This is a genomic window from Azospirillum sp. P4_B5 (genome assembly GCF_056402275.1).
Window position 1 is genome coordinate 201,049 of record NZ_JBFUHT010000002.1, and the last position, 22,611, is coordinate 223,659.

Below are 22,611 nucleotides of genomic sequence, written 5' to 3' on the forward strand. Positions count from 1 at the left end.
ATCCATGACAGCCGCCTATCAGGAGTTGGAACGCCGTTTCGCCCGCATCGCCGCCATTGGCGACGCCCTGGGCATCCTGAGCTGGGACAGCCAGACCATGATGCCCGACGGCTCCAGCGACGGGCGGGCGGAGCAGACCGCCACCCTGACCGTGCTGGCCCACGAGCTGCAAACCGACCCTCGCGTGGCCGACTGGCTGGCGGAGGCCGAGGCGGCGGGCGGGCTGGACGATTGGCAGGCGGCCAACCTGCGGGAGATGCGGCGCACCCACCGCCACGCCACCGCCGTTCCCGGCGACCTGATCGAGGCGACCAGCAAGGCGATCTCGGCCTGCGAGATGATTTGGCGCACCGCGCGGGCGGAGAGCGACTTCGCCAAGCTGCTGCCCAGCCTGTCGGAGGTGCTGCGCCGCGTGCGCGAGTGCGGCGAGGCCAAGGCGGCGGCCATGGGGCTGTCGCCCTACGATGCCATGCTGGACGAGCACGACCCGGGCGCCCGCTCCGAACGGATCGACGCCCTGTTCGCCGGTCTGGCCGGCTTCCTGCCGGACCTGATCGGGCGCGTCCTCGACCGTCAAGCCGCCGAGCCGGCGCCGCAGCGGCCCGTGGGGCCCTTTGCCGTCTCCAACCAGAAGGCGTTGGGCGAGCGGCTGATGCGCGCGGCGGGGTTCGACTTCACCCGTGGGCGGCTGGACGTGTCGCTGCATCCCTTCTGCGGCGGCGCCACCGGCGACGTGCGCATCACCACCCGCTACGACGAGGACGATTTCACCAAGGCTCTGATGGGGGTGATGCACGAGACGGGGCACGCCCTTTACGAGCAGGGCCGCCCGCGCGACTGGCTGCGTCAGCCAGTCGGGCTGGCCCGCGGCATGGCGGTGCATGAGAGCCAGTCGCTGATCGTGGAGATGCAGGCCTGCCGGTCGCCGGAGTTCCTGTGCTGGCTGGCCCCGGTCGCGCAGGAGGCGTTCGGCGGCTCCGGCCCGGCCTGGGAGCCGGACAACCTGCGCCGCCTCTACAGCCGGGTGGAGCGCGGCTTCATCCGGGTGGATGCCGACGAGGTGACCTACCCGGCGCACATCATTCTGCGCTACCGGCTGGAGAAGGCGCTGATCGCCGGGGACTTGGCCTTGGCCGACCTTCCCGGCGCCTGGAACGACGGTATGAAGGAGTTGGTCGGGGTGGTGCCGCCGAACGACCGGCTGGGCTGCCTTCAGGACATTCACTGGCCGTCCGGCGCCTGGGGCTACTTCCCCAGCTACACGCTGGGCGCCATGACCGCCGCCCAGCTGTTCGAGGCCGCGGCGAAAGCCGATCCGGACATCCGCCCGGCGCTGGCGCGCGGCGATCTCGGGCCGCTGGTGGCGTGGCTAGGGGAGAATGTGCACGGCAAGGGCTGTCTCTACGCGTCCGGTGACGATCTGCTGACGGCGGCCACCGGGCGCCCGCTCGACGCATCGGTGTTCCGGCGGCATCTGGAGAGCCGGTATCTGGGGGAGTGAGCGGAGTCTTGCCCCCTCCCTAACCCTCCCCCGCTACGCAGGGGAGGGGACCTTTTCTCCCTCCCCTGCGAAGCGGGGGAGGGCCGGGGTGGGGGCGATGGTTTCACCGATGCCTGTTCGCTGCTGCGGGAGAATCCGCAAAACCCGCCGAACGCAAAAGGCTGACCGGTAACCCTCCTTCGTTTCAGTGTGCCGCTTCGCGAATTCAAGCAATCAATCCGAAAAACAGCTTCAAAACAGCGCAACCACTCGACGCGTCTTCATTGTCTCAAATGTCCTCGAAATCCTTCCTTCCGGACATGGTCACATATGCCTTGGATTGCCGGAATTAAGCGACATTCCTGGCAATATTTCATTAACCATAAACCGCCAGCTTCCGGCCCAACGCGAATGGCAACGAGGGCTGAGAACAATGGGCATCGCCAAGGGCTTCCTGCACACGGACGGCAACCAGATCGTCGATTCGTCGGGTCAGAACGTCAAGCTGACGGGCGTCAACTGGTTCGGCGGCGAGGGCTTCGTCTTCAACCCCAATGGCATGGACATGCGCGGTTACTGGGGGATGATGGAGCAGATGAAGGAGATGGGCTTCAACACCATCCGTCTGCCGTGGAGCGACGCGGCGCTGGACGCCGACCGGGCGACGGGCATCGACACCTCCAAGAATCCCGACCTTGCGAACAAGTCCCCGCTTGAGGTCATGGACAAGGTGATCGACTACGCCGGGCGCATCGGCATGAAGGTCATCCTCGACCACCACCGCTCCAGCGACGGCGCGTCGGCCAACGAGAACGGCTTGTGGTACGACGACAAGTACCCGGAGTCGAAGATGATCGAAAACTGGAAGATGCTGGCCGAGCGATACAAGGGCAACGATACGGTGGTCGGTGCCGACCTGCACAACGAGCCGCATGGGCAGGCGACCTGGGGTGGCGGCGACAAGGCCACCGACTGGGCCTGGGCCGCGGAGCGCATCGGCAACGAGATCCAGTCCGTGAACAAGGATTGGCTGCTGCTGGTCGAGGGCGTCGAAATCCACGAGAACCAGTGGGAGTGGTGGGGCGGCAACCTGCGCGGCGCCAAGGACCGTCCGATCGAGTTCGACAATCCGGGCAAGCTGGTCTACTCGGTCCACTCCTACGGCCCGTCCATCCATGAGATGGAATGGTTCAAGGCCAGCGACTACCCGAACAACCTGCCGGGCCAGTACACCGACAATTGGGGCTGGCTGCTGAAGGACGACAAGGCGCCGGTTCTGGTCGGCGAGTTCGGCGGCAAGCTGGAGACCGATCAGGACAAGGCCTACATGGCCAAGCTGATCGACTATATGAACGGCGACCTGGACGGCAACGGCACCAACGACCTGGGCGCCGGCAAGGAAGGGGCGAGCTGGACCTATTGGTCGTGGAACCCGAACTCGGGCGACACCGGCGGCATCCTGAAGGACGATTGGCAGACGGTCGACCAGACCAAGTACAACGCCATCAAGGAAGGCCTGTTCGACGGCGGCGGCAGCCCGGCCAAGGCCGCCTGGGCTCCGGCGCAGGCGCAGGCGCTTGGTGAGGGCGACATCAACGTCCTGTCCCACACGGTGACCCAGCCGCAGCCGGCGGACCACAGCACCGCCGCGTCGGTGGCCGCCGCGCTGGCCGCCCAGACGGTGGAGCTTCCGCCGGTCGATGCCGCGCACGATCCGTCGGCGCTGCACCACGACCCGCTGGACGTCCACACCGGCGCCTGACCGGCGGGCGGAGCGATTGCCCTCGCCCCTCCGCTCACGCGCAAACGAAGTTTGCGCTGACGCGACAGGCGGACCTTTGGTCCGCCGATAGCGGGGAGAGGGAGGGGACCCACCGCGTCAGCGGTGGGGAGGGTGAGGGGGCCGGTGCGCCTGCGGCGCACCGCCAAGGGGCATTCTGCCCCTTGGCAATCCCCTGGCATGGGCTGATGCCCATGCTGCCCCCTCACCCTAACCCTCTCCCCTGAGGGGAGAGGGAATGACGGCAGGGATGGCCGCGAGAGTGTATCGCGCAAGCGTCTTGCATAAGAGGGAACCCGCCGCTTGCACGGCGTGTGGGAGGGCGCTAACTATGCCCGTTCCACAAGAGTCGCCGGCCCGCCACAGCGTCGGCCACCTTCAGGCGTCGGAGAGTGTGCGTTGAAGTACGTCAGCACGCGGGGCCAGGCCCCGGTCCTGGGTTTCGAGGAAGTCCTTCTGGCCGGTCTCGCGCGTGACGGCGGCCTCTATGTCCCGGAAAGCTGGCCGCAGTTCTCGGCCGACGAGATCCGCGCGATGCGCGGCCTTCCCTACAGCGAGATCGCCGTGCGCGTGATGCTGCCCTTTCTGGGCGGCGCCATCGCCGAGGACGATTTCCGCGCCATCGTGACGGACGCCTACGCCAGCTTCGACCACGCCGCGGTGGTGCCGCTGGTGCAGTTGGACCAGCGCACCTGGGTGATGGAGCTGTTCCACGGCCCGACGCTGGCCTTCAAGGACGTGGCGCTGCAACTGCTCGGCCGCCTGTTCGACCATGTGCTGACCAAGCGCGGCGAGCGGGTGACCATCGTCGGCGCCACCTCGGGCGACACCGGCTCCGCCGCCATCGAGGCCTGCCGCGACCGCCGGAACGTGGACATCTTCATCCTGCACCCGAAGGGCCGCACGTCGGAGGTGCAGCGCCGCCAGATGACCAGCGTCCTGTCGGACAACGTCCACAACATCGCGCTGCACGGCACCTTCGACGACTGCCAGGATCTGGTGAAGGCGCTGTTCAACGACATGGCCTTCCGCGACAAGATGGGCCTGTCGGCGGTGAACTCGATCAACTGGGCGCGCATCATGGCCCAGATCGTCTATTACTTCGCCGCCGCGGTGGCGCTGGGCGCGCCCGACCGCAAGGTGGCCTTCACCGTGCCCACCGGCAATTTCGGCAACGTCTACGCCGCCTACGGCGCGCGGGCGATGGGCCTGCCGGTGGAGCGGCTGATCGTGGGCTCCAACGCCAACGACATCCTAGCCCGCTTTTTTGCCAGCGGCACCATGTCGGCGGCTCCGGTCGTGCCCACATTGAGTCCCAGCATGGACATCCAGATCTCCTCCAACTTCGAGCGGCTGCTGTTCGACCTGCTGGGCCGCGACGGCGCCGCCGTGCAGGCCGCCATGGACGGCTTCCGCGCGGACGGCAAATTCGCCGTCACCGACGCGCAGCTGGCCGAAGCGCACGCGATCTTCGCCGCGGGCCGCGCCGACGACGCCCGGACCATGGACGTCATCAAGGAGGTCTGGGAGAAGACCGGTGGCTATCAGGTCGATCCGCACACCGCCGTCGGCATCCATTCCGCGGCGACCGCCCCGGTCGATCCGTCGGTGCCGGTGGTCGTGATGGCGACCGCCCACCCGGCCAAGTTCCCCGACGCGGTGGAGACGGCCACCGGCCGGCGGCCGGTCCTGCCGCCGCGCCTCGCCGACCTCTACGAGCGCGAGGAGCGGCTGTCCGAACTGCCCAACGACATGGCGGCGGTCCAGGAGTTCGTCGTCGCCCGCGCCCGCGCCGCCAAGGAGGCCGCATGAGCATCCGCGTGACCACGCTGCCGAACGGGCTGCGCGTCGCCACCGACACGATGCCCGGCGTGCAGTCGGTCTCGCTCGGCTGCTGGGTCGGGGTCGGCACGCGCAACGAGTCCGCGAACGTCAACGGCGTGGCGCATCTCGTCGAGCACATGCTGTTCAAGGGCACCGAGCGGCGCTCCGCCTTCCGCATCTCCGAGGAGATCGAGAATGTCGGCGGCCAGCTCAACGCCTACACGACGCGCGAGCAGACGGCCTATTACGCCAAGGTCCTGCACGAGGACGCGGCACTGGCGCTCGACCTCATCGCCGACATGCTCCAGAACTCCGTCCTCGACAGCGAGGAGCTGGTGCGGGAGCGCACGGTGGTGCTCCAGGAAATCGGCCAGTCCGCCGACACCCCCGACGACATCATCTTCGACCATTTCCAGTCCACCGCCTATCCGGGTCAGGCGCTCGGGCGTCCGGTGCTGGGGTCGGCGGAGATCGTCGGCGCCCTGTCGCGCCCGGCCCTGGTCGATTACATCGACGGCCATTACGGCGCGCCGGGCATCGTCCTGGCCGCCGCCGGGCGGCTGGAGCATGACCGGCTCGTCGACATGGCCTTGTCGGCCTTCGACGGGCTGTCCTCCCGCCCGGCGCCGGAATCCGAGAACGCGCACTACGCCGGTGGCGACTTCCGCGAGGCGCGGGACCTGGAGCAGATGCACCTCGTCCTCGGCTTCGACGGGGTGGGGGTGCACGATCCCGATTATTACGCCCATTCGGTGATGTCCACGCTGCTCGGCGGCGGCATGTCCTCCCGCCTCTTCCAGGAGGTGCGGGAGAAGCGCGGGCTGGTCTATTCCATCTACACCTTCTCCGGCGCCTACCGCGACGGCGGCCTGTTCGGCGTCTACGCCGGCACCGGCGAGGACGAGGTGGCGGAACTGGTCCCGGTCGTCTGCGACGAGCTGATGCGGGTGACCGAGGACGTGACCGACGAGGAGGTGGCCCGCGCCGCCGCCCAGCTCCGCGCCGGGACGCTGATGGCGCTGGAAAGCTCCATGTCGCGCTGCGAGCAGTTGGGACAGCAGCTTCTGGTTTACGGGCGCCCGGTGCCGGTGGAGGAGATCGTCGAGAAGATCGGCGCGGTCGACCGCGAGTCCATCGTCCGCGTCGCCCGCCGCCTGCGCGAGAGCCGCCCCACCGTCGCCGCGATCGGCCCGATCGGCCGGCTGGAGGAGTATGACCGCATCGCCACGCGGTTCCGGTAAGGGACGCGCCAGGGTGGGAGGGGCAGCATGATCCGCCTGCTCGGCAGTGGTCTCATCAGCCCGCCGGCGGTCCGGCTCGACGGGCCGATCTGCTACATCCGCCCGCCGCTGCCGCGGGACTGGCGGGAATGGGCCGACCTGCGGGCTGACTCCCGCGCCTTCCTGACCCCCTGGGAGCCGACCTGGCCGGCGGACGCCCTGACACGCAGCGCCTTCGGGCGGCGGCTGCGGCGGCAGGCGCAGGAGTGGCGCGACGACCAGGGCTACAGCTTCCTCGTCTACGACCGGGCGACCGACCGGCTGGTCGGCGGGCTGGGGCTGACCAACCTGCGGCGTGGCGTGGCCCAGATGGCGACGCTCGGCTACTGGGTTGGGCAGCCCTACGCGCGCAACGGCTACATGTCCGGCGCCACCCGGCTGGTGCTGGATTTCGCCTTCGGGCAGTTGGGGCTGCACCGGGTCGAGGCGGCCTGCCTGCCGACCAACGCGCCCAGCCGCGGCCTGCTGGAAAAGGTCGGCTTCACCCACGAAGGCTACGCGCGCGGCTATCTGCGCATCGACGGGGTGTGGCGGGACCATGTCCTCTACGCCGTCCTGCGCGAGGAGTGGCGGGGCTAGCCCGTCCGGTTGGGGTGTGCGCCTCCAAAATCCCAAGACGCCGTCCCGGTCGGCTTAACCCGCGGTTAAGGGAGCGGGCGCAGGCTGACGGCATGTCCTTCGCATCCCATGAGGCGGATATGTCGTCGAACCCCACCTATCCGAACGCCACTTGGACGAAAGAAGACTCCCTGACCTACGCCGTCGAACTGGACGGACGCCGCGTCGATCTGCGCTACGAGGCGTCGGGCTTCCAGAGCGGCTGGGCGGTCTACGCCGGAGACGAGCTGGTCGAACGGTGCAGCGAGCTGATGCAGGCCCGCGGCCTCGCTCTGGCGATCGCCAGCAAGGGTCCGTGAATCAAAAGTTCTGACATGAGGTCCCGCCGCTTGCGGTGCGGCGGGTCGTGACCGTGACCGGGAGCGGACGCCGTCAGGCGTGCCCGGCCTCCGCCGACAGCATCGACAGGCTGACGCCGAGCTTGGCGATCGAGCGTTCCCACTTGGTGTCCAGTTCGGGATCGAACAGCAGCGACTCGTCGCAGGGCACGTTCAGCCAGCCGTTCGCCTGGATTTCCGCGTCCAGTTGCCCCGGTCCCCAGCCGGCGTAGCCGAGCAGCAGGAGGTTGCGGCGCGGTCCGCGGTCCTCGGAAATCGCGCGCAGGATGTCGATGGTCGCGGTCAGCGCCACCTCGTCGTCCACCACCAGCGTGCCGTCCCGCACATAGTCGGTCGAATGCAGGACGAATCCGCGCCCGGACTCTACGGGACCGCCATAATGGACGGGCATGTTGGCGATCGGCTCCTGGATTTCGATCTCGAGCTGTTCCAGCAAATCCTCGAAGGTGACCGATCCGAACAGGCGATTGACGACGAGGCCCATGGCGCCGTCGTCGTTATGGGCGCACATGTAGATCACGGTCCGCTGAAAACGCGGGTCCGTCATGCCCGGCATGGCGATCAGCAACTGGCCGGTCAGATAGTCCGAGGACTTGGTCAGGTGCGGCATGGGCGCTATCCTTAGTGTCGGGGGACGGGTGGACCGTTGGGCGGCCGCCCGCTGCCGTCTTCGCCCGAGTGTGACAGCACGGGCCAAGCTTTGTCATCCATATACAGCCACGGCCGATGGGCGGCCCGCTGCGTCTTGATATGAGAACAGTCGGTGCGATGAAAAGGTTTGTTCCGTTCCTGATCGCCATCCTGGCCTTGGCCGCACCCGCAATGGGGAGGGCGGAGACCGGCGCCTGGGTCAAGTCCGGCCCGGTGGAGGCCCGGCTCGTCGCGTCGGTGCAGGGGGTGGGCGATCTCACCAAAATCCCCCTGGGGCTGGAGGTCCGGCTGGAGCCCGGCTGGAAAACCTATTGGCGCACTCCGGGGGACGCCGGCTTCGCGCCGCGGCTGGACTGGTCGGAGTCGCGGAACCTCAAGGCAACGGAACTGATCTACCCGGCCCCGCACCGCTTCACCGTTCTGGGCTTCGAGACGGCGGGCTACGACGCGGAGGTGCTGTTCCCCATCGCCGCCACCCCGGCGGAGCCGGGCAAGCCGCTCGACCTCGCGCTGAAGGCGGAGCTGCTGGTCTGCTCGACCATCTGCGTGCCGGAGATGGTGGCGCTGTCCCTGTCCATCCCCGAGGGGCCGGCAACGCCCGGGCCGTCGGCCAACGACATCGCCCGCGCCCAATCCCTGGTGCCCGGCGACGGGCGGGCGTCAGGCCTGACCGTCACGGCGGTGCGCGGCCAGGGCGCCGCGCTGGAGGTCGAGGTCACCGCCCGCGAGCCGATGGTCGCCCCCGACGTGTTCGTGGAAACCGACCCGCCGGTGACCTTCGCCGCGCCCAAGAGCCAGTTCCTCGACGGCGACCGGCGCGCGATCCTGCGGATGGACGCCACCGACCCGACGCCCGGCCTGGACCTCGCCGGACGGGCGATGACGCTGACGGTGGTGGACGGCAATCGGTCGGTGGAGGCTCCTGCAACCGTCGTGGCGGGGCTGGGCGGAGGCGCCGGAGCGGCTCCGGCGGGGCTGCTCACCATGCTGGGCGTGGCCCTGCTGGGCGGGTTGATTCTGAACCTGATGCCCTGCGTGCTGCCGGTGCTGTCGCTGAAGCTGCTGTCCATCGTCCAGCATGGCGGACGGGCGCCCGCGGCGGTGCGCGCCGGCTTCCTGGCCTCGGCGGCGGGCATCCTGACCTCCTTTCTGATCCTCGCCGGGGCGCTGGTCGCGGTGAAGGCGGCGGGTGGCGCCGTGGGCTGGGGCATCCAGTTCCAGCAACCGCTGTTCCTCGTCTTCATGGTCGTCCTGGTGACCTTGTTCGCCGCCAACCTGTGGGGCCTGTTCGAACTTCCGCTGCCGCGCGCCATCGCCGACCGGCTGGGCGGGCCGGAGGGGCAGGGGCCAGAGGGACAGAGGCTGGGCGGGCAGTTCGCCACCGGCGCCTTCGCCACGCTGCTCGCCACACCCTGCTCCGCGCCCTTCCTGGGGACGGCGGTGGGCTTCGCGCTGGCCCGCGGGGCGCTGGAGGTGTTCGCCATCTTCGCCGCGCTCGGCGTCGGGCTGGCGCTGCCCTATCTGCTGATCGCCGCCTTCCCGCGCGCCGCGCGCCTGCTACCGCGTCCGGGGCGCTGGATGGTGGCGCTGCGCCGGGTGCTGGGCGGGGCGCTGGCCCTGACGGCGCTCTGGCTGCTGTCGGTGCTGGTCGTCCAGGTGGGGGAGGTGCCGGCGCTGGCCGTCGCCGTGCTGATGGGCGGGCTGGTCGCCGCGCTGTGGCTGGGCCGCCGCCTGACGGACTCGGCGCGCTGGGCCGGGGCGGCGCTGGCCGGGCTGCTGGCCGTGGTGGCCTTCGCCGTCCCCGCCGTCTTCGGTCCCTCCGCCGGGGCGGCTCCGGTGGCCGAAAGCACGGCGGCGCGCTGGGTCGCCTTCGACGAGGCCGTGATCCGCGAGCAGGTGGCCGCTGGTCGCACCGTCTTCGTGGACGTCACCGCCGACTGGTGCATCACCTGCCAAGCGAACAAGAAGCTGGTGCTGAACCGCGGGACCGTCGCGCAACGGCTGGAGGACGCCGGGACGGTGACCGCCATGCGCGCCGACTGGACCCGCCCGGACGAGGCCATCGCCCGCTACCTTGCCCGACACGGCCGCTATGGCATTCCCTTCAACATCGTCTATGGTCCGGGGGCTCCGGAGGGCATCGCGCTTCCGGAACTGCTCACCGAGGGCGCCGTCCTCGACGCGCTCGACCGGGCGTCCGGCAAGATCAAAAGCTGAAACACAAAGAATTTGGGAGTTCAGGAGACATGACCATTCAAGTGGGCGACGCCATCCCGTCCGTCACGCTGAAGCATCTGACCGACAACGGGATGCAGGACATCACCACCGACGCGCTGTTCAACGGCAAGACGGTGGTGCTGTTCTCCGTGCCGGGCGCCTTCACCCCGACCTGCTCCGCCAAGCATCTGCCGGGCTTTGTCCAGAAGGCCGAGGATCTGAAGGCCAAGGGCGTGGACGACATCGTCTGCCTCGCCGTCAACGATCCCTTCGTTATGCGCGCCTGGGGCGAGAAGAACGGCGTCGGCGGCAAGGTCACCATGCTGCCGGACGGCAACGCCGCGCTGACCCAGGCGCTGGGCCTGACGATGGACGGCACGGGCTACGGCCTTGGCCTGCGCGGCCAGCGCTTCGCCCTGGTCGCCAAGGACGGCAAGGTCACCCACCTCGCCGTCGAGAAGCCGGGCCAGTTCGAGGTGTCCTCGGCCGAAGCGGTGCTGGGGGCGCTGTAAGGGAGCCGGAATGCCCTCTCCCGGAGCGGGAGAGGGCGTTTGGAGGCGTCACCCCACCTTCATACGGTCCCAGGTGGTATCCCCCACGCCGCGTTCGCGCAGCTTGGCCTTCTGCACCTTGGCGGTCGGCGTCTTGGGGAAGGCGTCCACGATGTCGATGTAGCGGGGCTGGGCGTAGCGCGGCAATTCACGCTCGGCGAAGGCCGCCACGACCTCCGGTGTCAGGGCGGCGCCCGGTGCGGCGACCAGCGCCACCATGATCTCGTCCTCCGCCCCCGGAATGCCCGCCGGTACGGCGTAGGCGGCGACCTCCGCCACGCCGTCCAGCCGAGACAGCACCGTCTCCACCTCGTAGGACGAGACGTTCTCGCCGCGGCGGCGGATGCAGTCCTTGATGCGGTCGACGAAGGTGACGTAGCCCTCCGCGTCCATCACCGCGGCGTCGCCGGTGTGGAACCACAGATTCCGCCACGCCTCCACCGTCTTGTCGGGCATCCGGTGATAGCCGGACAGGAAGCCGAAGGCGGCCTTCGGGCGCACCATGACCTCGCCGACCTGACCGTGCGGCACCGGGATGTCGGTCTGCGGATCGCGGATCTCCACCTCGAAATAGCGGTCGTAGACCTTGCCGCAGGTGCCGGGGCGCGGCTTGCCCATCTCGGCGTAGAGCGGAATGTTCACCTCGGTCATGCCGTAGAGGCTGATGACGTCGCGGACGCCGAAGCGCTCGCGCAGCACCCGCTCGGTGTCCGCCGGGTTGGGGGCGGCGCCGACGAGGCGCAGCGGGTGGTCCCGGTCGTCGGAGCGCGGCGGCTGGGCCACCACGAAGGCGGTGACGGCGCCCAGCGAGTTGGTCACCGTGCAGCCGTGGCGCCGGATGTCGTCGAGCCAGGAGGACGCGCTGAACCGCTCACGCAGCACCGCCGACCCGCCGGAAATCATCGCGGCGTAGAGCTGCATGTAGAGCCCGTTGGCGTGGAACAGCGGCAGGCAGATGTAGAAACGGTCCTCGTCCGTCAGCGCGAAATTGTCGATGGAGCCCAGCCCGAACAGGAAGCCGTGGCCGTGCGGCATCAGCACGCCCTTCGACAGGCCGGTGGTGCCCGACGTGTACATGATGCAGGCGTCGTCGCCGGCGCGGGGCAGGGGGCCGTCATAGGGAGCGGCGTCGCGCCAGCCCTCCAGCGCGCGGTGCGGCGATCCCTCCGCCGCGCCGGGCACCACCAGCCCGCGCAGCGCGGTCAGGCGCGGCGCGATGTCGGTGATGCGGTCGGCCAGCGCGGCATCGGCCACCGCCAGGGCCGCTCCGGCGTTCTCCAACTGGTGTTCCAGGAAGCCGCCCTTCAGCTCGGTGTTCAGCGCGACCATGACAGCGCCCAGCCGCCCCAGCCCCAGCCACACGCGCACGAAGTCCAGCCCGTTCGGCAGCATCACCGCCACTTTGTCGCCCGGCTTCACGCCCAGCCCGGCGAAGAAGCCGGCCACGCGGGCGGCCTGCTCCTGCGCTTCGGCGTAGGTGATGGAATCTCCGCCGATCATCGTGACGAAGGTCTTGCCGCCGCGTTCGGCGGCCTGATGAGCCAGCACCTCGGGCAGCACCCAGCGGGCTTCGTTCCGCAAATGCGGATACATCTCGGTCTCCTCCCAACGATCTTTCGTCGTCCGTTATCGGAGGGAGCCTAGCGGGACGGCGGGTCCGCCGTCCAGAAGCCCTTGAGGATGGTGGTTGTTTGGCGCGCGGGATCAGCCCCGCGCGGCCTGCCGGACATCGGCGACGCCCTGGCGGGCCAGCGCGTCGGCCCGTTCGTTCTCCGGATGGCCGGCGTGGCCGCGCACCCAGTGGAATTCGATGCGATGCTGCCGCTTCGCCTCGTCCAGGCGGCGCCACAAATCCTCGTTCTTCACCGGCTTCTTGTCGGCGGTCTTCCAGCCACGGGCCTTCCAGCCGTGAATCCACTGGGTGATGCCGTTCTTCACATACTCGCTGTCGGTGTAGAGCCGCACTTCCATGGGCCGCTTCAGCGCCTCCAGCGCCTGGATGGCGGCCATCAGCTCCATGCGGTTGTTGGTGGTGGCCGGCTCGCCACCGTACAGCTCCTTCTCCACCCCGTTGTAGCGCAGGATGGCGCCCCAGCCGCCGGGGCCGGGGTTGCCGCTGCACGCGCCGTCGGTGAAGATGTCGACGACCTTCGGCGCGCCGTCACCGCTGTTCGCTGCGTCCGTCATGTCATCAGACCTGATAGCTGCCGCCGTCGTCGAGCGCGTAGTCGCCGAGCCCGCGGACGGTCTGGTGGAAGCGCAGCTTGCGCAGATATTCCAGCGGGTCCTTCGGGCGCACGAAAGCGCCCGGCGGGTGGTTCAGCCAGTCGTAGAGGCGCGTCAGCAGGAAGCGCAGGGCGCTGCCGCGGCACAGCCAGGGCAAGGCGGCCAGCTCCGCCGGCGACAGGGGGCGGACCTTCTGGTAGCTGGTCAGCAGCATCCGCGCCTTGGTTGCGTTGAACGACCCGTCGATCTCGAAGCACCAGGCGTTCATGCAGATCGCGATGTCGTAGGCCAGGAAGTCGTTGCAGGCGAAGTAGAAGTCGATCAGGCCGGACAGCCCGTCGCCGCGGAAGAACACGTTGTCGGGAAACAGGTCGGCGTGGATGACCCCGGACGGCAGGCCGGCGGGCCAATTGGCCCCCAGCGCCGCAAGCTCCGCCTCCAGCGTGGCGCGCAAATCGCGGGCGACCTCATCGGCGCGCGGCGCGCATTTCCCGGCGAGGTCCTTCCAGCCGTCCAGCGACAGGGCGTTGGGACGTTCCATCCGGAAGTCGGCGACGGCCAAATGCAAACGGGCAAGCGCCGTCCCCAGCTCCGCGCAGTGGTGCGGCGTGATGCGGCGCGGCCACATGCCAGCCAGGAAGGTGACGATCACAGCCGGGCGCCCGGCCAGTTCGCGCAGGGCCTGCCCGTCCGTTCCCTGGACCGGCAGCGGACAGGCGATGCCCTTGTCGGCAAGATGCTCCATCAGGCCCAGGAAGAAGGGCAGGTCCTCCCGCCGGGTGCGCTTCTCATAGAGCGTCAGGATGTAAGGGCCGCGCTCCGTCACCAGGAGGAAGTTGGAATTCTCCACCCCCTCCGCGATGCCCTTGCAGGACAGGACGGCGCCCAGATCATACTGGGCGATGAAAGCGTTCAGCTCTTCGTCGGTGACTTCGGTGTAAACGGCCATGCCAGCGCCTTACCGGGATTCGGGGCGCCGGTCAATGGCGGCGCGGCCGCTCACCTCTGGGCCGCTCACAGGGCGATGCCGTCGTACAGCGCCGCCAGGGGAAGCTCCGTCCCGATGGAGGCCAGCGGCAGCGTGGCGTCGTCGGTGAAATCCTCGACGATCCAGCGCCGTCCGTCGCGGCGCCAGAGCTGCGCCCGGACGGCGCGGCTGTCCACCAGCAGCACCTCCTGCACGGAGGGGATCTGCAGGTAGTCGGGCACCTTGGTGCCGCGGTCGTGGCTGGCCGTACTGTCGGACAGGATCTCGACCACCAGCACCGGATTCGGCGTCGAGCGCTGGCCGGGCTGGTGGGGCGAGCAGGTGACGGCGATGTCGGCCTCGTAAAAGCGGTCGGCGCGGTCGTCGCGTTCGATGGCCGTTTCCGACAGAACGCGGCAGGGCGGGCGCAACCGCCGCCGAACCTCATAGACGACGTTCGCGGCGATCTGGCTGTGCGCCTGGGAGCACGCGTTCATTCCCCGCGGCCGCCCGCCGACCAGCTCGTAGCGCGTGTCCGGCTCCTGCCGGTCTGCCCAGACGAGGAACTCGTCAATGTCCATCTTCTGGATGGCGGGGGCGCCCATGAACGTCTCCTTCGCGAAGGCCGGTCCCTGGATTATGCGGGCCTTTGCATTATGCGTCTGCCGGGACCGGACGGGAAGGGGCGCCGCCGTCCAGAAGCGGCTTCGGCAGTTTGAAGGTGATGTCCTCGAAGGCGGTGCGCAGCTCCTCCACGGTCACGGCGTAGCGGGCGCGGGCGGCCTCCATGACCTCCTCCACCAGCACTTCGGGGGCCGACGCTCCGGCGGTGATGCCCAGCGTGGCGACGCCGTCCAGCGCCGACCAGTCGATGTCCGCCGCGCGCTGGACGAGCTGGGCGCGCTGGCAACCGTGGATCTTCGCCACCTCGACCAGTCGCTTGGAATTGGAGGAGTTCGGCGCGCCCAGCACCAGCAGGGCGTCCACCTTCGGCGCGATGGCCTTCACCGCCTGCTGGCGGTTCGTGGTGGCGTAGCAGATGTCCTCTTTCTTCGGCCCGCCGATCGACGGGAAGCGGGCCTGGAGGGCGGCGACGATGCTCGCCGTCTCGTCCACCGACAGGGTGGTCTGGGTGGCGTAGGCGAGATTCTCCGGGTCATCCACCTGGACCGTCGCCACGTCCTCCACCGTCTCCACCAGCACCACGGCGCCCTGGGGCAACTGGCCCATGGTGCCGATCACCTCCGGGTGGCCGGCGTGGCCGATCAGGACGATCTGGCGCCCTTCGTTGAAGTGGCGCTCGGCCTCGCGGTGCACCTTGCTGACCAGCGGGCAGGTGGCGTCGAGGTAGAACAGGCCGCGCTGCTCCGCCGCCGCCGGGACCGACTTCGGCACGCCGTGGGCGGAGAAGACCACCGGCACGCCGTCGGGCACCTGGTCCAACTCGTCCACGAAGATGGCGCCCTTGGCCTCCAGGCTCTGCACCACGAATCGGTTGTGGACGATCTCGTGCCGGACATAGACGGGGGCGCCGAACCGCTCCAGCGCCACCTCCACGATCTGGATCGCGCGGTCCACGCCGGCGCAGAAGCCTCGGGGGGCCGCGAGCAGGATGGTCAGGGGCGTCTGGGTCATGCGCGTCGTTCCGGTGTCTCGAAAAAGGGGTGTAGGGGTTCGTTCGTCGCAGCGGCGGCGTGGCCTTGTGCCGGCCCCACCGCTTCTCTAAAGTCGTGGCAGAACACACCCTTCCAACCGTTAGGTCAGACCGATGGACCGCCGCCGCGACCGTAATATAGGAACCCCCGCCCGGAAAAGCCCGCGGGCGCTTGCATTCGCGAGTCTCGGTGCAGGGGTCGGCGTCTTGGCGCTCACCGGCTGTTCCGGACTTGGGGGCGGCAGCAACGCGGCGGTGGACGCGGCCTTGGCCTGCCCGAAGGTGTCCATCGTCCGCGATCTGGCGGAGGTCACCCAGTTCCGCAATGGGGGCGGGCGCGACCTGACGGACGTCACCTCCCGCGCGGCTCTGGCCGACTATTCCGGCAACTGCGACTACACCAGCGACGGCGTCACGGTGAACGTGAACGTCTTCCTGATCGCGGAGCGCGGGCCCGCGATGCAGGGCAACACGGCGAATTACCGCTATTTTGTCGCCGTCGCCAAGCCGGGCGAGGAAGCGCCGACCACCAAGACGGAATTCGACACCTCCGTGACCTTCGATGCCGGCAAGCTCCGCTCCGGCAGCCGCGAGGAGCTGGCGCCGAAGATCCCGCTGCCCAAGGACGCCAACGGCAAGGACTGGAAAATTTTCCTGGGCTTCCAACTGACGCCGGAGCAGCTGGCCTTCAACCGGGCACAGATGAAGCAGTAACGTTGTATTGAAGCATTGGAAAAAGAATATTCAGTTTGGCTGAAGCATGAGAAAGAAGAGGCGCCCGCTGAGGGCGCCTCGGGCGTATCAGGCAACTTTTGTTGCGGTGAAGTACGTATTGCTGGCTCCGGTGTGCAGTGTGCAGGTGGTCGGGCCGGATTGGTAGGCATAGACTTCAAGAAAGTCCGTCGATCCATTCAAATACACTACATCGTAAGTCGAAACCCACTGAGCGCCAGTGGTGTTGGAGTTCGTTCCCGACAGTGTGGCACCGTTCAGATAAATGACCGCGGACATTCCGTATCCGGCGCTGACGCCCTGATAACCGATTGTCGCGCTCACCGCATAGTAGCCAGCCAATGACGGTTTGAAGCGGCTGTTTGCGCTGTCGAATCCGTTGCCAACGTCAAACGTCACGGCGGAGAGCGGGGTCTTAACATGGACCGCTTGGGGGACCGATGTGGTCACGTTGAGGTAAGCGCGGCATACTGCGGCTATGGAGGCGCTGCTATCATGGAGCGCACGCTCATCAGCGATTGCGTCATTCTTCACCGAGGTGGTGATGTTGTCCATGAACACACGCGCGACAGGCAGTTTTCCGGACGGGATGGCCGGCGGGGCCAAGCTGTTCACTATCCCGGTTACGATGCTCGCCGCACCCGTCATTCGGTCTACCACCACGCGGTCGATGCGGAAGCCCGAGGCCGGAGGTGTGAAGGGACCGACGATTTGCGCGTTCACCTCAGTCAGAATGGCGTTGTTCAGCAGGTGGCCGGGATCAAGCGCGATGGTCAGATCCGGCGACACCTGGGCGTGCGGGGCGAACGGCCCGACGATGCGCTGGGCGACGGCCCAGTTGGTGGCGTTCTGAGACAGATCGGTCGGGTTGAAGGTCTGGACGGACATAGAACGCTCCTTGAAACATTGGCGGTGCAGCGAGGGGCCGTTGAGCAAAAGGTCTCGCGGCGGACGAATTTAGGACTATCATCCTTTGAGGAGATTTAAGAGACTATATTCCTCATTAATCGAGATTAAAATCCTTGACTGGGCACGCCTGTCGCTGCGACTTCCCGCGCCCGATTCGCTTGGAAGCGGGTTGGCAAGCGGCGGAAACGATGCCGTTCATAGGACGCTTGCCTTAAGGCCCGGGTCGGTTAGCCTTCGATGGCCCGCATTGGATTCAGCGATCGAACAAAGGACAAGACTCATGGCCAGCGCACCGGTCGCCGCGACCAAGGAACCCATCATTATCGAACTGGAAGCTGGCAAAACCTACTGGTGGTGCCGGTGCGGGCGCAGCGCAAAGCAGCCGCTGTGCGACGGCAGCCACGCCGGCACCGGGCTGGAGCCGATGAAGTTCGCTCCCGCCACCTCCATGAAGGCGCGCTTCTGCGGCTGCAAGGCGACCAGGAAGCCGCCCTTCTGCGACGGCAGCCATCTGGACCTGAAGTGAGCGTCCCCGGCACCCGAGCGAACCCCAATTGACATTCGCAAAGGTCCCGGTAGGTTAAACGGCACAAGCTGACGATCCCTCGCGGGAGAGATCGCTGTCCGGTTCACCGGACAGTGGCGCCGAAGGAGCAACCGCCCCGGAAACTCTCAGGCAAAAGGACCGCAAGGGGGACAAGGCAACTCTGGAAAGCAGCTTCGTCCGTGCACAGCGGATGACGGCTCACCGAAGGAGTAAACCGGTTGTTGGGGGTTGGACCCCGCCGGTGAATCTCTCAGGTCCAGGACAGAGGGGGCAGGACTCGCGTCAATTCCGGCGCGGGTTGTGCGACCCTATGTCGGAGGACCCGCGTGACCGAGGCTTCTGAGTCCCTCAAGACAACGCCGCTGCACAGCCTCCATCTGGAGCTGAAGGGCAAGATGGTGCCCTTCGCCGGCTACGACATGCCGGTGCAGTACCCGCTCGGCATCCTCAAGGAACACCAGCACACCCGCGCCAAGGCCGGGCTGTTCGACGTGTCGCACATGGGGCAGGTGCGCCTGACCGGCGAAGACCCGGCCGCCGCGCTGGAGTCGCTGGTCCCCGGCGACATCAAGGGGCTGGCCCGTGGGCGCATGCGCTACACGCTGTTCCTGAACGAGCAGGGCGGCATCCTGGACGACCTGATGGTCACCAACGCCGGCGACCACCTGTTCCTGGTCGTCAACGCCGCCCGCAAGGACCACGACGTCGCCCACATGCGCGAGCGCCTGAAGGGCAAGGCCGACGTGGAATTGCTGGACGACCTCGCTTTGATGGCCCTTCAGGGGCCCGAGGCCGCGGCGGTGCTTGGGCGCTTCATTCCCGAAGCCGCCACCATGAAATTCATGAGCTACCTGCCGGCCACCTTCGACGGCATCCCGGTGATCATCACCCGCTCCGGCTACACGGGCGAGGACGGCTACGAGATCTCCTGCGACACGTCCGACGCCGAAACCATCGCCCGCGCCCTGTTGGCCGAGGACGAGGTCGAGGCCATCGGGCTGGGTGCGCGCGACTCGCTGCGGCTGGAGGCCGGGCTCTGCCTCTACGGCCACGACATCGACGAGACGACGACTCCGGTCGAGGCCGGCCTGGAATGGGCGCTGTCCAAGCGCCGCCGGGAGGAGGGCGGCTTCCCCGGATACGCCATCATCAAGGACCAGCTCGCCAACGGCGCCCCGCGCCGCCGCGTCGGCCTTCAGCCGGAAGGCCGCCAGCCGGCCCGCGAGCACACCGACGTCTGCGACGCGGACGGACAAAAGATCGGCGAGGTGACCAGCGGCGGCTTCGGCCCTACCGCTTCCGCCCCGGTCGCCATGGGCTATGTGGACCGCGCGCACGCCGCCGTGGGCACGCCGGTCCAACTCATGGTCCGCGGCAAGCCGCTGGCCGCCAAGGTCGCCGCCATGCCCTTCGTGCCGCAGCGCTACTACCGCGGCTGAGAATCACACGCGGACAATCCAAAAACCGTTTCGAACAGGGGACAACCATGACCATCAAGTACACCAAGGACCATGAGTGGGTCCGCGTCGAAGGCGATGTCGGCACCGTCGGCGTCAGCGACCACGCCCAGCAGCAGCTCGGCGACGTCGTGTTCGTCGAGCTGCCGGACGTCGGCCGCCAGCTCACCCAGGGCAAGGAAGCCGCGGTCGTGGAGTCGGTGAAGGCCGCCAGCGACGTGTTCGCCCCGGTCTCCGGCGAGGTGATCGAGGCCAACGCCGACCTGGAGAACGACCCGTCCCTGGTCAACGCCGGGGCCGAGACCACCGGCTGGTTCTTCAAGCTGCGCCTCAGCAACCCGGCGGAACTGGACGCGCTGATGGACGAAGCCGCCTACAAGGCCTTCGTGGAAGGGCAAGCCTGAGATGCGCTACCTGCCCCTGACCGAGGCCGACCGGCGCTCCATGCTGGAGGCCATCGGCGTGCCGTCGGTGGACGAACTGTTCCGCGACGTGCCCGAGGCGGCCCGCCTCTCCGGCCCGATCGAGGGGCTGTCCAACCACATGGGCGAGCTTGAGGTCGATCGCGCCCTGTCGGCGATGGCGGGGAAGAACCTGCCCGCCGGCAGCGTGCCGAGCTTCCTCGGCGCCGGTGCCTACCGCCACCACATTCCGGCGACGGTGGACCATCTGGTGCAGCGCGGCGAGTTCCTGACCGCCTACACCCCGTACCAGCCGGAGGTGAGCCAGGGCACGCTGCAGGTCCTGTTCGAGTTCCAGACCCAGGTCTCGCTGCTGACCGGCATGGACGTCGCCAACGCCTCCATGTACGACGGCGCCACCGCCTGTGCGGAAGCCGTGATGATGGCCAACCGCGTCACCCGGCGGAAGAAGGCCGTGCTGTCTGGTGGCCTGCACCCGCATTACCGCGACACGACGACGACCGACGCCCGCTTCATCGGCTTCGAGACGGTGGTGATGCCGCCGGCCCCCACCGGCGGTGAGGACCTGCTGGCCGCGGTGGACGGCGACACCTCCTGCGTCGTCGTGCAGAACCCCGACGTGTTCGGCCATGTCCGCGACTACACGGAACTGGGCAAGGCCTGCCAGGCCAAGGGCGCTCTGCTGATCATCGTGGTGACGGAGGCCGTGTCGCTCGGTCTGCTGACCCCGCCGGGCGAGATGGGCGCCGACATCGTGGCGGCGGAAGGCCAGTCGCTGGGCAACGCGCTGAACTTCGGCGGCCCCTATGTCGGGTTGTTCGCGGTGAAGGAGAAGCTGGTCCGCCAGATGCCGGGCCGTCTCTGCGGCCAGACGGTGGACGCCGACGGGCGGCGCGGCTTCGTGCTGACGCTGTCGACGCGTGAGCAGCACATCCGCCGCGAGAAGGCGACCTCGAACATCTGCACCAACTCCGGCCTGTGCGCGTTGGCCTTCTCCATCCACCTCAGCCTGCTGGGGGAGGAGGGTTTCACCCGGCTCGCCCAGCTCAACCACGCCAAGGCCGTGCAGCTGGCCGATAAGCTGGCGGCGGTGACGGGCGTCGAGATCGTCAACGACAGCTTCTTCAACGAATTCACCATGAAACTGCCGAAGCCGGCCGCAGGGGTGGTCGAAGCGCTGGCGCAACGCGGCATCCTGGGCGGCGTTCCGGCCTCCCGCCTGTTCGGCGGCGGGCTCGACGACTTGCTGATCGTGGCCGCCACCGAGACCAACACCGAGTCCGACATGGACGCCTTCGCCACCGCCCTCGCCGAGGTTCTGTGATGAGCATGAACAACCAGGGTCGCCCGACCGGCATCCAGAATTCGGACAGCGCTGTTCCGGAGACCGTCACCGGCAACCGCGGCCTGCAGATCGAGGAGCCGTTGATCTTCGAACAGGACAGCGCCGGGCGTTGCGGCGTCGACCTGACGGAGGCCCCCGCGGTGGGATCGCGCCTGGGGGCGGTGAAGCCGCGCGGCCGGATCGGCCTGCCGGGCCTCGCCGAGCCGCAGGTGGTCCGCCACTATACCCGCCTGTCGCAGAAGAACTACGCGATCGACAGCGGCCTGTACCCGCTCGGCTCCTGCACGATGAAGCACAACCCGCGCCTGAACGAGAAGATGGCGCGGCTGCCGGGTTTCGCCGACGTGCACCCGCTCCAGCCCGAAAGCACGGTGCAGGGTGCCTTGGAACTGATGGCGGAGCTGGGCCGCTGGCTCGCCACGCTGACCGGCATGGCGGCGGTGACGCTGGCGCCGGCGGCGGGCGCGCATGGCGAGATGTGCGGCATCATGGCGATCCGCGCCGCCCATGACGCCAAGGGCGATAAGGGCCGCACCAAGATCCTCGTCCCGGAAAGCGCCCACGGTACCAACCCGGCGACCGCCGCCGCCTGCGGCTACGCCGTCGAGGCGATCCCGGCGACCGAGGACGGGCGCGTCGATCTGGAGGCGCTGAAGGCCAAGCTCGGCCCCGACGTGGCCGGCCTGATGCTGACCAACCCGAACACCTGCGGCCTGTTCGAGCGCGACATCATCACCATCGCCGAGGCGGTGCACGCGGCGGGCGCCTATTTCTACTGCGACGGCGCCAACTTCAACGCCATCGTCGGGCGGGTGCGTCCGGCCGACCTCGGCATCGACGTGATGCACATCAACCTGCACAAGACCTTCTCCACCCCGCACGGCGGCGGCGGTCCGGGCTCCGGCCCGGTGGTCTTCGCGGAGTCGCTGGCCCCCTACGTCCCGGTGCCCTACGTGGTGCAGGACAAGGACGGCGCCTTCCGTCTGGTGGAGCAGGCCGGCGACGGCCCGGCCTTCGGGCGGATGAAGGCGTTCCACGGCCAGATGGGCATGTTCGTCCGCGCGCTCGCCTACATGATGAGCCACGGCGCCGACGGTCTGCGGCAGGTGGCGAACGACGCGGTGCTGAACGCGAACTATCTGCTGGCCCGCCTGCAGGACGTGATGACGCCCTCCTTCGCGGGGCCGTGCATGCACGAATGCCTGTTCGACGACCGCTTCCTGAAAGGCACGGGGGTGACCACGCTCGACATCGCCAAGGCGCTGATCGACGAGGGCTTCCACCCGATGACCATGTACTTCCCGCTGGTCGTGCATGGCGCCCTGCTGATCGAGCCGACCGAGACCGAGTCGAAGGCCAGCCTGGACCAGTTCGTCACGGCGCTGCGCGCCCTGGCGGAGCGGGCCAAGTCCGGCGACGTGGCCTATTTCCAGGGCGCCCCGCGCCTGACCCCACGCCGCCGCCTCGACGAGACCGCCGCGGCGCGGAAGCCGGTGCTGCGGTGGACGCCGGTGGTGGAGCAAGAGAAGGTCGCGGCGGAGTAGGGCGTTCTTGCCCCCTCCCTAACCCTCCCCCGCTTCGCAGGGGAGGGGACAAAATTCCCTCTCCTGCGA

At 68.3% G+C, this 22,611-nt stretch carries 21 protein-coding genes and 1 riboswitch; of the genes, 14 read left to right on the forward strand and 7 right to left on the reverse strand.

Annotated features, from left to right (window positions below):
- Positions 1-4 precede the first annotated feature (4 nt).
- The 6 genes from AC1DVI_RS02560 to AC1DVI_RS02585 all read left to right on the forward strand — a co-directional run bounded on the left by AC1DVI_RS02560 (position 5) and on the right by AC1DVI_RS02585 (position 7,281).
- Positions 5-1,501: a carboxypeptidase M32 gene (locus tag AC1DVI_RS02560; RefSeq protein ID WP_476956634.1), complete on the forward strand. Its 1,497-nt coding sequence runs from the start codon at positions 5-7 to the stop codon at positions 1,499-1,501.
- Between the two features lie 412 nt (positions 1,502-1,913).
- Positions 1,914-3,242: a glycoside hydrolase family 5 protein gene (locus tag AC1DVI_RS02565; RefSeq protein ID WP_476956635.1), complete on the forward strand. Its 1,329-nt coding sequence runs from the start codon at positions 1,914-1,916 to the stop codon at positions 3,240-3,242.
- 417 nt (positions 3,243-3,659) lie between these two features.
- Complete coding sequence (thrC, locus tag AC1DVI_RS02570; protein ID WP_476956636.1) at positions 3,660-5,072, forward strand: threonine synthase; 1,413 nt, start codon at positions 3,660-3,662, stop codon at positions 5,070-5,072.
- The gene (locus AC1DVI_RS02575; protein ID WP_476956637.1) at positions 5,069-6,325 is read left to right on the forward strand and encodes a M16 family metallopeptidase; all 1,257 of its coding nucleotides are present in this window, start codon (positions 5,069-5,071) and stop codon (positions 6,323-6,325) included. The genes thrC and AC1DVI_RS02575 overlap by 4 nt, the downstream gene beginning before the upstream one ends.
- Before the next feature lie 27 nt (positions 6,326-6,352).
- The gene (locus AC1DVI_RS02580) at positions 6,353-6,943 is read left to right on the forward strand and encodes a GNAT family N-acetyltransferase (RefSeq protein ID WP_476956638.1); all 591 of its coding nucleotides are present in this window, start codon (positions 6,353-6,355) and stop codon (positions 6,941-6,943) included.
- Between the two features lie 119 nt (positions 6,944-7,062).
- A complete protein-coding gene (locus AC1DVI_RS02585; protein WP_144243459.1) occupies positions 7,063-7,281 on the forward strand; it encodes a hypothetical protein in 219 nt (72 codons plus the stop codon).
- Between the two features lie 73 nt (positions 7,282-7,354).
- On the opposite strand, the gene AC1DVI_RS02590 is transcribed toward AC1DVI_RS02585, so the two are convergent.
- Entirely contained in the window at positions 7,355-7,930 is a 576-nt protein-coding gene (locus tag AC1DVI_RS02590; RefSeq protein ID WP_237903291.1) for a YqgE/AlgH family protein, read from the reverse strand.
- A gap of 158 nt (positions 7,931-8,088) precedes the next feature.
- Here AC1DVI_RS02590 and AC1DVI_RS02595 point away from each other — a divergent pair, with 158 nt between their 5' ends.
- The gene (locus AC1DVI_RS02595) at positions 8,089-10,188 is read left to right on the forward strand and encodes a protein-disulfide reductase DsbD family protein (RefSeq protein ID WP_476956639.1); all 2,100 of its coding nucleotides are present in this window, start codon (positions 8,089-8,091) and stop codon (positions 10,186-10,188) included.
- Positions 10,189-10,217: 29 nt separating this feature from the next.
- The gene (locus tag AC1DVI_RS02600; protein WP_137103196.1) at positions 10,218-10,700 is read left to right on the forward strand and encodes a peroxiredoxin; all 483 of its coding nucleotides are present in this window, start codon (positions 10,218-10,220) and stop codon (positions 10,698-10,700) included.
- A gap of 48 nt (positions 10,701-10,748) precedes the next feature.
- Here the strand turns inward: AC1DVI_RS02600 and AC1DVI_RS02605 are convergent, their stop codons facing one another.
- The 5 genes from AC1DVI_RS02605 to ispH form a co-directional block, all read right to left on the reverse strand.
- A complete protein-coding gene (locus AC1DVI_RS02605; protein ID WP_476956640.1) occupies positions 10,749-12,332 on the reverse strand; it encodes an AMP-binding protein in 1,584 nt (527 codons plus the stop codon).
- 111 nt (positions 12,333-12,443) lie between these two features.
- Entirely contained in the window at positions 12,444-12,926 is a 483-nt protein-coding gene (gene rnhA / locus AC1DVI_RS02610; RefSeq protein WP_476956641.1) for a ribonuclease HI, read from the reverse strand.
- Positions 12,927-12,930: 4 nt separating this feature from the next.
- Positions 12,931-13,914: a homoserine kinase gene (locus AC1DVI_RS02615; protein ID WP_476956642.1), complete on the reverse strand. Its 984-nt coding sequence runs from the start codon at positions 13,912-13,914 to the stop codon at positions 12,931-12,933.
- 65 nt (positions 13,915-13,979) lie between these two features.
- Positions 13,980-14,537, reverse strand: coding sequence for a Uma2 family endonuclease (locus AC1DVI_RS02620; protein ID WP_476956643.1), 558 nt, complete (start codon positions 14,535-14,537; stop codon positions 13,980-13,982).
- Positions 14,538-14,586: 49 nt separating this feature from the next.
- On the reverse strand, positions 14,587-15,567 hold the full coding sequence (gene ispH, locus AC1DVI_RS02625; protein WP_038527134.1) for a 4-hydroxy-3-methylbut-2-enyl diphosphate reductase: 981 nt from the start codon (positions 15,565-15,567) through the stop codon (positions 14,587-14,589).
- Positions 15,568-15,793: 226 nt separating this feature from the next.
- Between ispH and AC1DVI_RS02630 the strand changes: the two genes are divergently transcribed.
- Complete coding sequence (locus AC1DVI_RS02630; protein ID WP_476956644.1) at positions 15,794-16,300, forward strand: hypothetical protein; 507 nt, start codon at positions 15,794-15,796, stop codon at positions 16,298-16,300.
- Positions 16,301-16,387: 87 nt separating this feature from the next.
- On the opposite strand, the gene AC1DVI_RS02635 is transcribed toward AC1DVI_RS02630, so the two are convergent.
- Positions 16,388-17,206, reverse strand: a complete 819-nt coding sequence (locus tag AC1DVI_RS02635; protein ID WP_476956645.1) for a hypothetical protein — start codon at positions 17,204-17,206, stop codon at positions 16,388-16,390.
- Positions 17,207-17,507: 301 nt separating this feature from the next.
- On the opposite strand from AC1DVI_RS02635, the gene AC1DVI_RS02640 reads away from it, so the two are divergent.
- From AC1DVI_RS02640 to gcvPB, 5 genes are all read left to right on the forward strand, one after another.
- On the forward strand, positions 17,508-17,753 hold the full coding sequence (locus AC1DVI_RS02640) for a CDGSH iron-sulfur domain-containing protein (RefSeq protein ID WP_476956646.1): 246 nt from the start codon (positions 17,508-17,510) through the stop codon (positions 17,751-17,753).
- Between the two features lie 72 nt (positions 17,754-17,825).
- Positions 17,826-17,925: riboswitch (glycine riboswitch) on the forward strand.
- Positions 17,926-18,100: 175 nt separating this feature from the next.
- Positions 18,101-19,213, forward strand: a complete 1,113-nt coding sequence (gcvT, locus tag AC1DVI_RS02645; protein ID WP_476956647.1) for a glycine cleavage system aminomethyltransferase GcvT — start codon at positions 18,101-18,103, stop codon at positions 19,211-19,213.
- 47 nt (positions 19,214-19,260) lie between these two features.
- Positions 19,261-19,635 (forward strand): glycine cleavage system protein GcvH, encoded by a 375-nt coding sequence (gene gcvH / locus AC1DVI_RS02650; RefSeq protein ID WP_476956648.1) that lies wholly within the window; start codon positions 19,261-19,263, stop codon positions 19,633-19,635.
- 1 nt (position 19,636) lies between these two features.
- On the forward strand, positions 19,637-20,977 hold the full coding sequence (gene gcvPA, locus AC1DVI_RS02655; RefSeq protein ID WP_476956649.1) for an aminomethyl-transferring glycine dehydrogenase subunit GcvPA: 1,341 nt from the start codon (positions 19,637-19,639) through the stop codon (positions 20,975-20,977).
- The gene (gcvPB, locus tag AC1DVI_RS02660) at positions 20,977-22,542 is read left to right on the forward strand and encodes an aminomethyl-transferring glycine dehydrogenase subunit GcvPB (protein WP_476956650.1); all 1,566 of its coding nucleotides are present in this window, start codon (positions 20,977-20,979) and stop codon (positions 22,540-22,542) included. Before gcvPA ends, gcvPB begins: the two co-directional genes overlap by 1 nt.
- The last annotated feature ends 69 nt before the right edge of the window (positions 22,543-22,611 follow it).

What these genes read in the sequence shown, in the direction of transcription:
- ispH (WP_038527134.1), bottom strand. Translation starts at nt 15,567, where the DNA reads ATGACCCAGACGCCCCTGACCATCCTGCTCGCGGCCCCCCGAGGCTTC.
- AC1DVI_RS02595 (WP_476956639.1), top strand. Translation starts at nt 8,089, where the DNA reads ATGAAAAGGTTTGTTCCGTTCCTGATCGCCATCCTGGCCTTGGCCGCA.
- AC1DVI_RS02575 (WP_476956637.1), top strand. Translation starts at nt 5,069, where the DNA reads ATGAGCATCCGCGTGACCACGCTGCCGAACGGGCTGCGCGTCGCCACC.
- AC1DVI_RS02600 (WP_137103196.1), top strand. Translation starts at nt 10,218, where the DNA reads ATGACCATTCAAGTGGGCGACGCCATCCCGTCCGTCACGCTGAAGCAT.
- AC1DVI_RS02635 (WP_476956645.1), bottom strand. Translation starts at nt 17,206, where the DNA reads ATGTCCGTCCAGACCTTCAACCCGACCGATCTGTCTCAGAACGCCACC.
- AC1DVI_RS02640 (WP_476956646.1), top strand. Translation starts at nt 17,508, where the DNA reads ATGGCCAGCGCACCGGTCGCCGCGACCAAGGAACCCATCATTATCGAA.
- rnhA (WP_476956641.1), bottom strand. Translation starts at nt 12,926, where the DNA reads ATGACGGACGCAGCGAACAGCGGTGACGGCGCGCCGAAGGTCGTCGAC.
- gcvPB (WP_476956650.1), top strand. Translation starts at nt 20,977, where the DNA reads ATGAGCATGAACAACCAGGGTCGCCCGACCGGCATCCAGAATTCGGAC.
- AC1DVI_RS02585 (WP_144243459.1), top strand. Translation starts at nt 7,063, where the DNA reads ATGTCGTCGAACCCCACCTATCCGAACGCCACTTGGACGAAAGAAGAC.
- gcvH (WP_476956648.1), top strand. Translation starts at nt 19,261, where the DNA reads ATGACCATCAAGTACACCAAGGACCATGAGTGGGTCCGCGTCGAAGGC.
- AC1DVI_RS02565 (WP_476956635.1), top strand. Translation starts at nt 1,914, where the DNA reads ATGGGCATCGCCAAGGGCTTCCTGCACACGGACGGCAACCAGATCGTC.
- AC1DVI_RS02590 (WP_237903291.1), bottom strand. Translation starts at nt 7,930, where the DNA reads ATGCCGCACCTGACCAAGTCCTCGGACTATCTGACCGGCCAGTTGCTG.
- AC1DVI_RS02620 (WP_476956643.1), bottom strand. Translation starts at nt 14,537, where the DNA reads ATGGGCGCCCCCGCCATCCAGAAGATGGACATTGACGAGTTCCTCGTC.
- AC1DVI_RS02580 (WP_476956638.1), top strand. Translation starts at nt 6,353, where the DNA reads ATGATCCGCCTGCTCGGCAGTGGTCTCATCAGCCCGCCGGCGGTCCGG.
- AC1DVI_RS02615 (WP_476956642.1), bottom strand. Translation starts at nt 13,914, where the DNA reads ATGGCCGTTTACACCGAAGTCACCGACGAAGAGCTGAACGCTTTCATC.
- AC1DVI_RS02560 (WP_476956634.1), top strand. Translation starts at nt 5, where the DNA reads ATGACAGCCGCCTATCAGGAGTTGGAACGCCGTTTCGCCCGCATCGCC.
- AC1DVI_RS02605 (WP_476956640.1), bottom strand. Translation starts at nt 12,332, where the DNA reads ATGTATCCGCATTTGCGGAACGAAGCCCGCTGGGTGCTGCCCGAGGTG.
- gcvPA (WP_476956649.1), top strand. Translation starts at nt 19,637, where the DNA reads ATGCGCTACCTGCCCCTGACCGAGGCCGACCGGCGCTCCATGCTGGAG.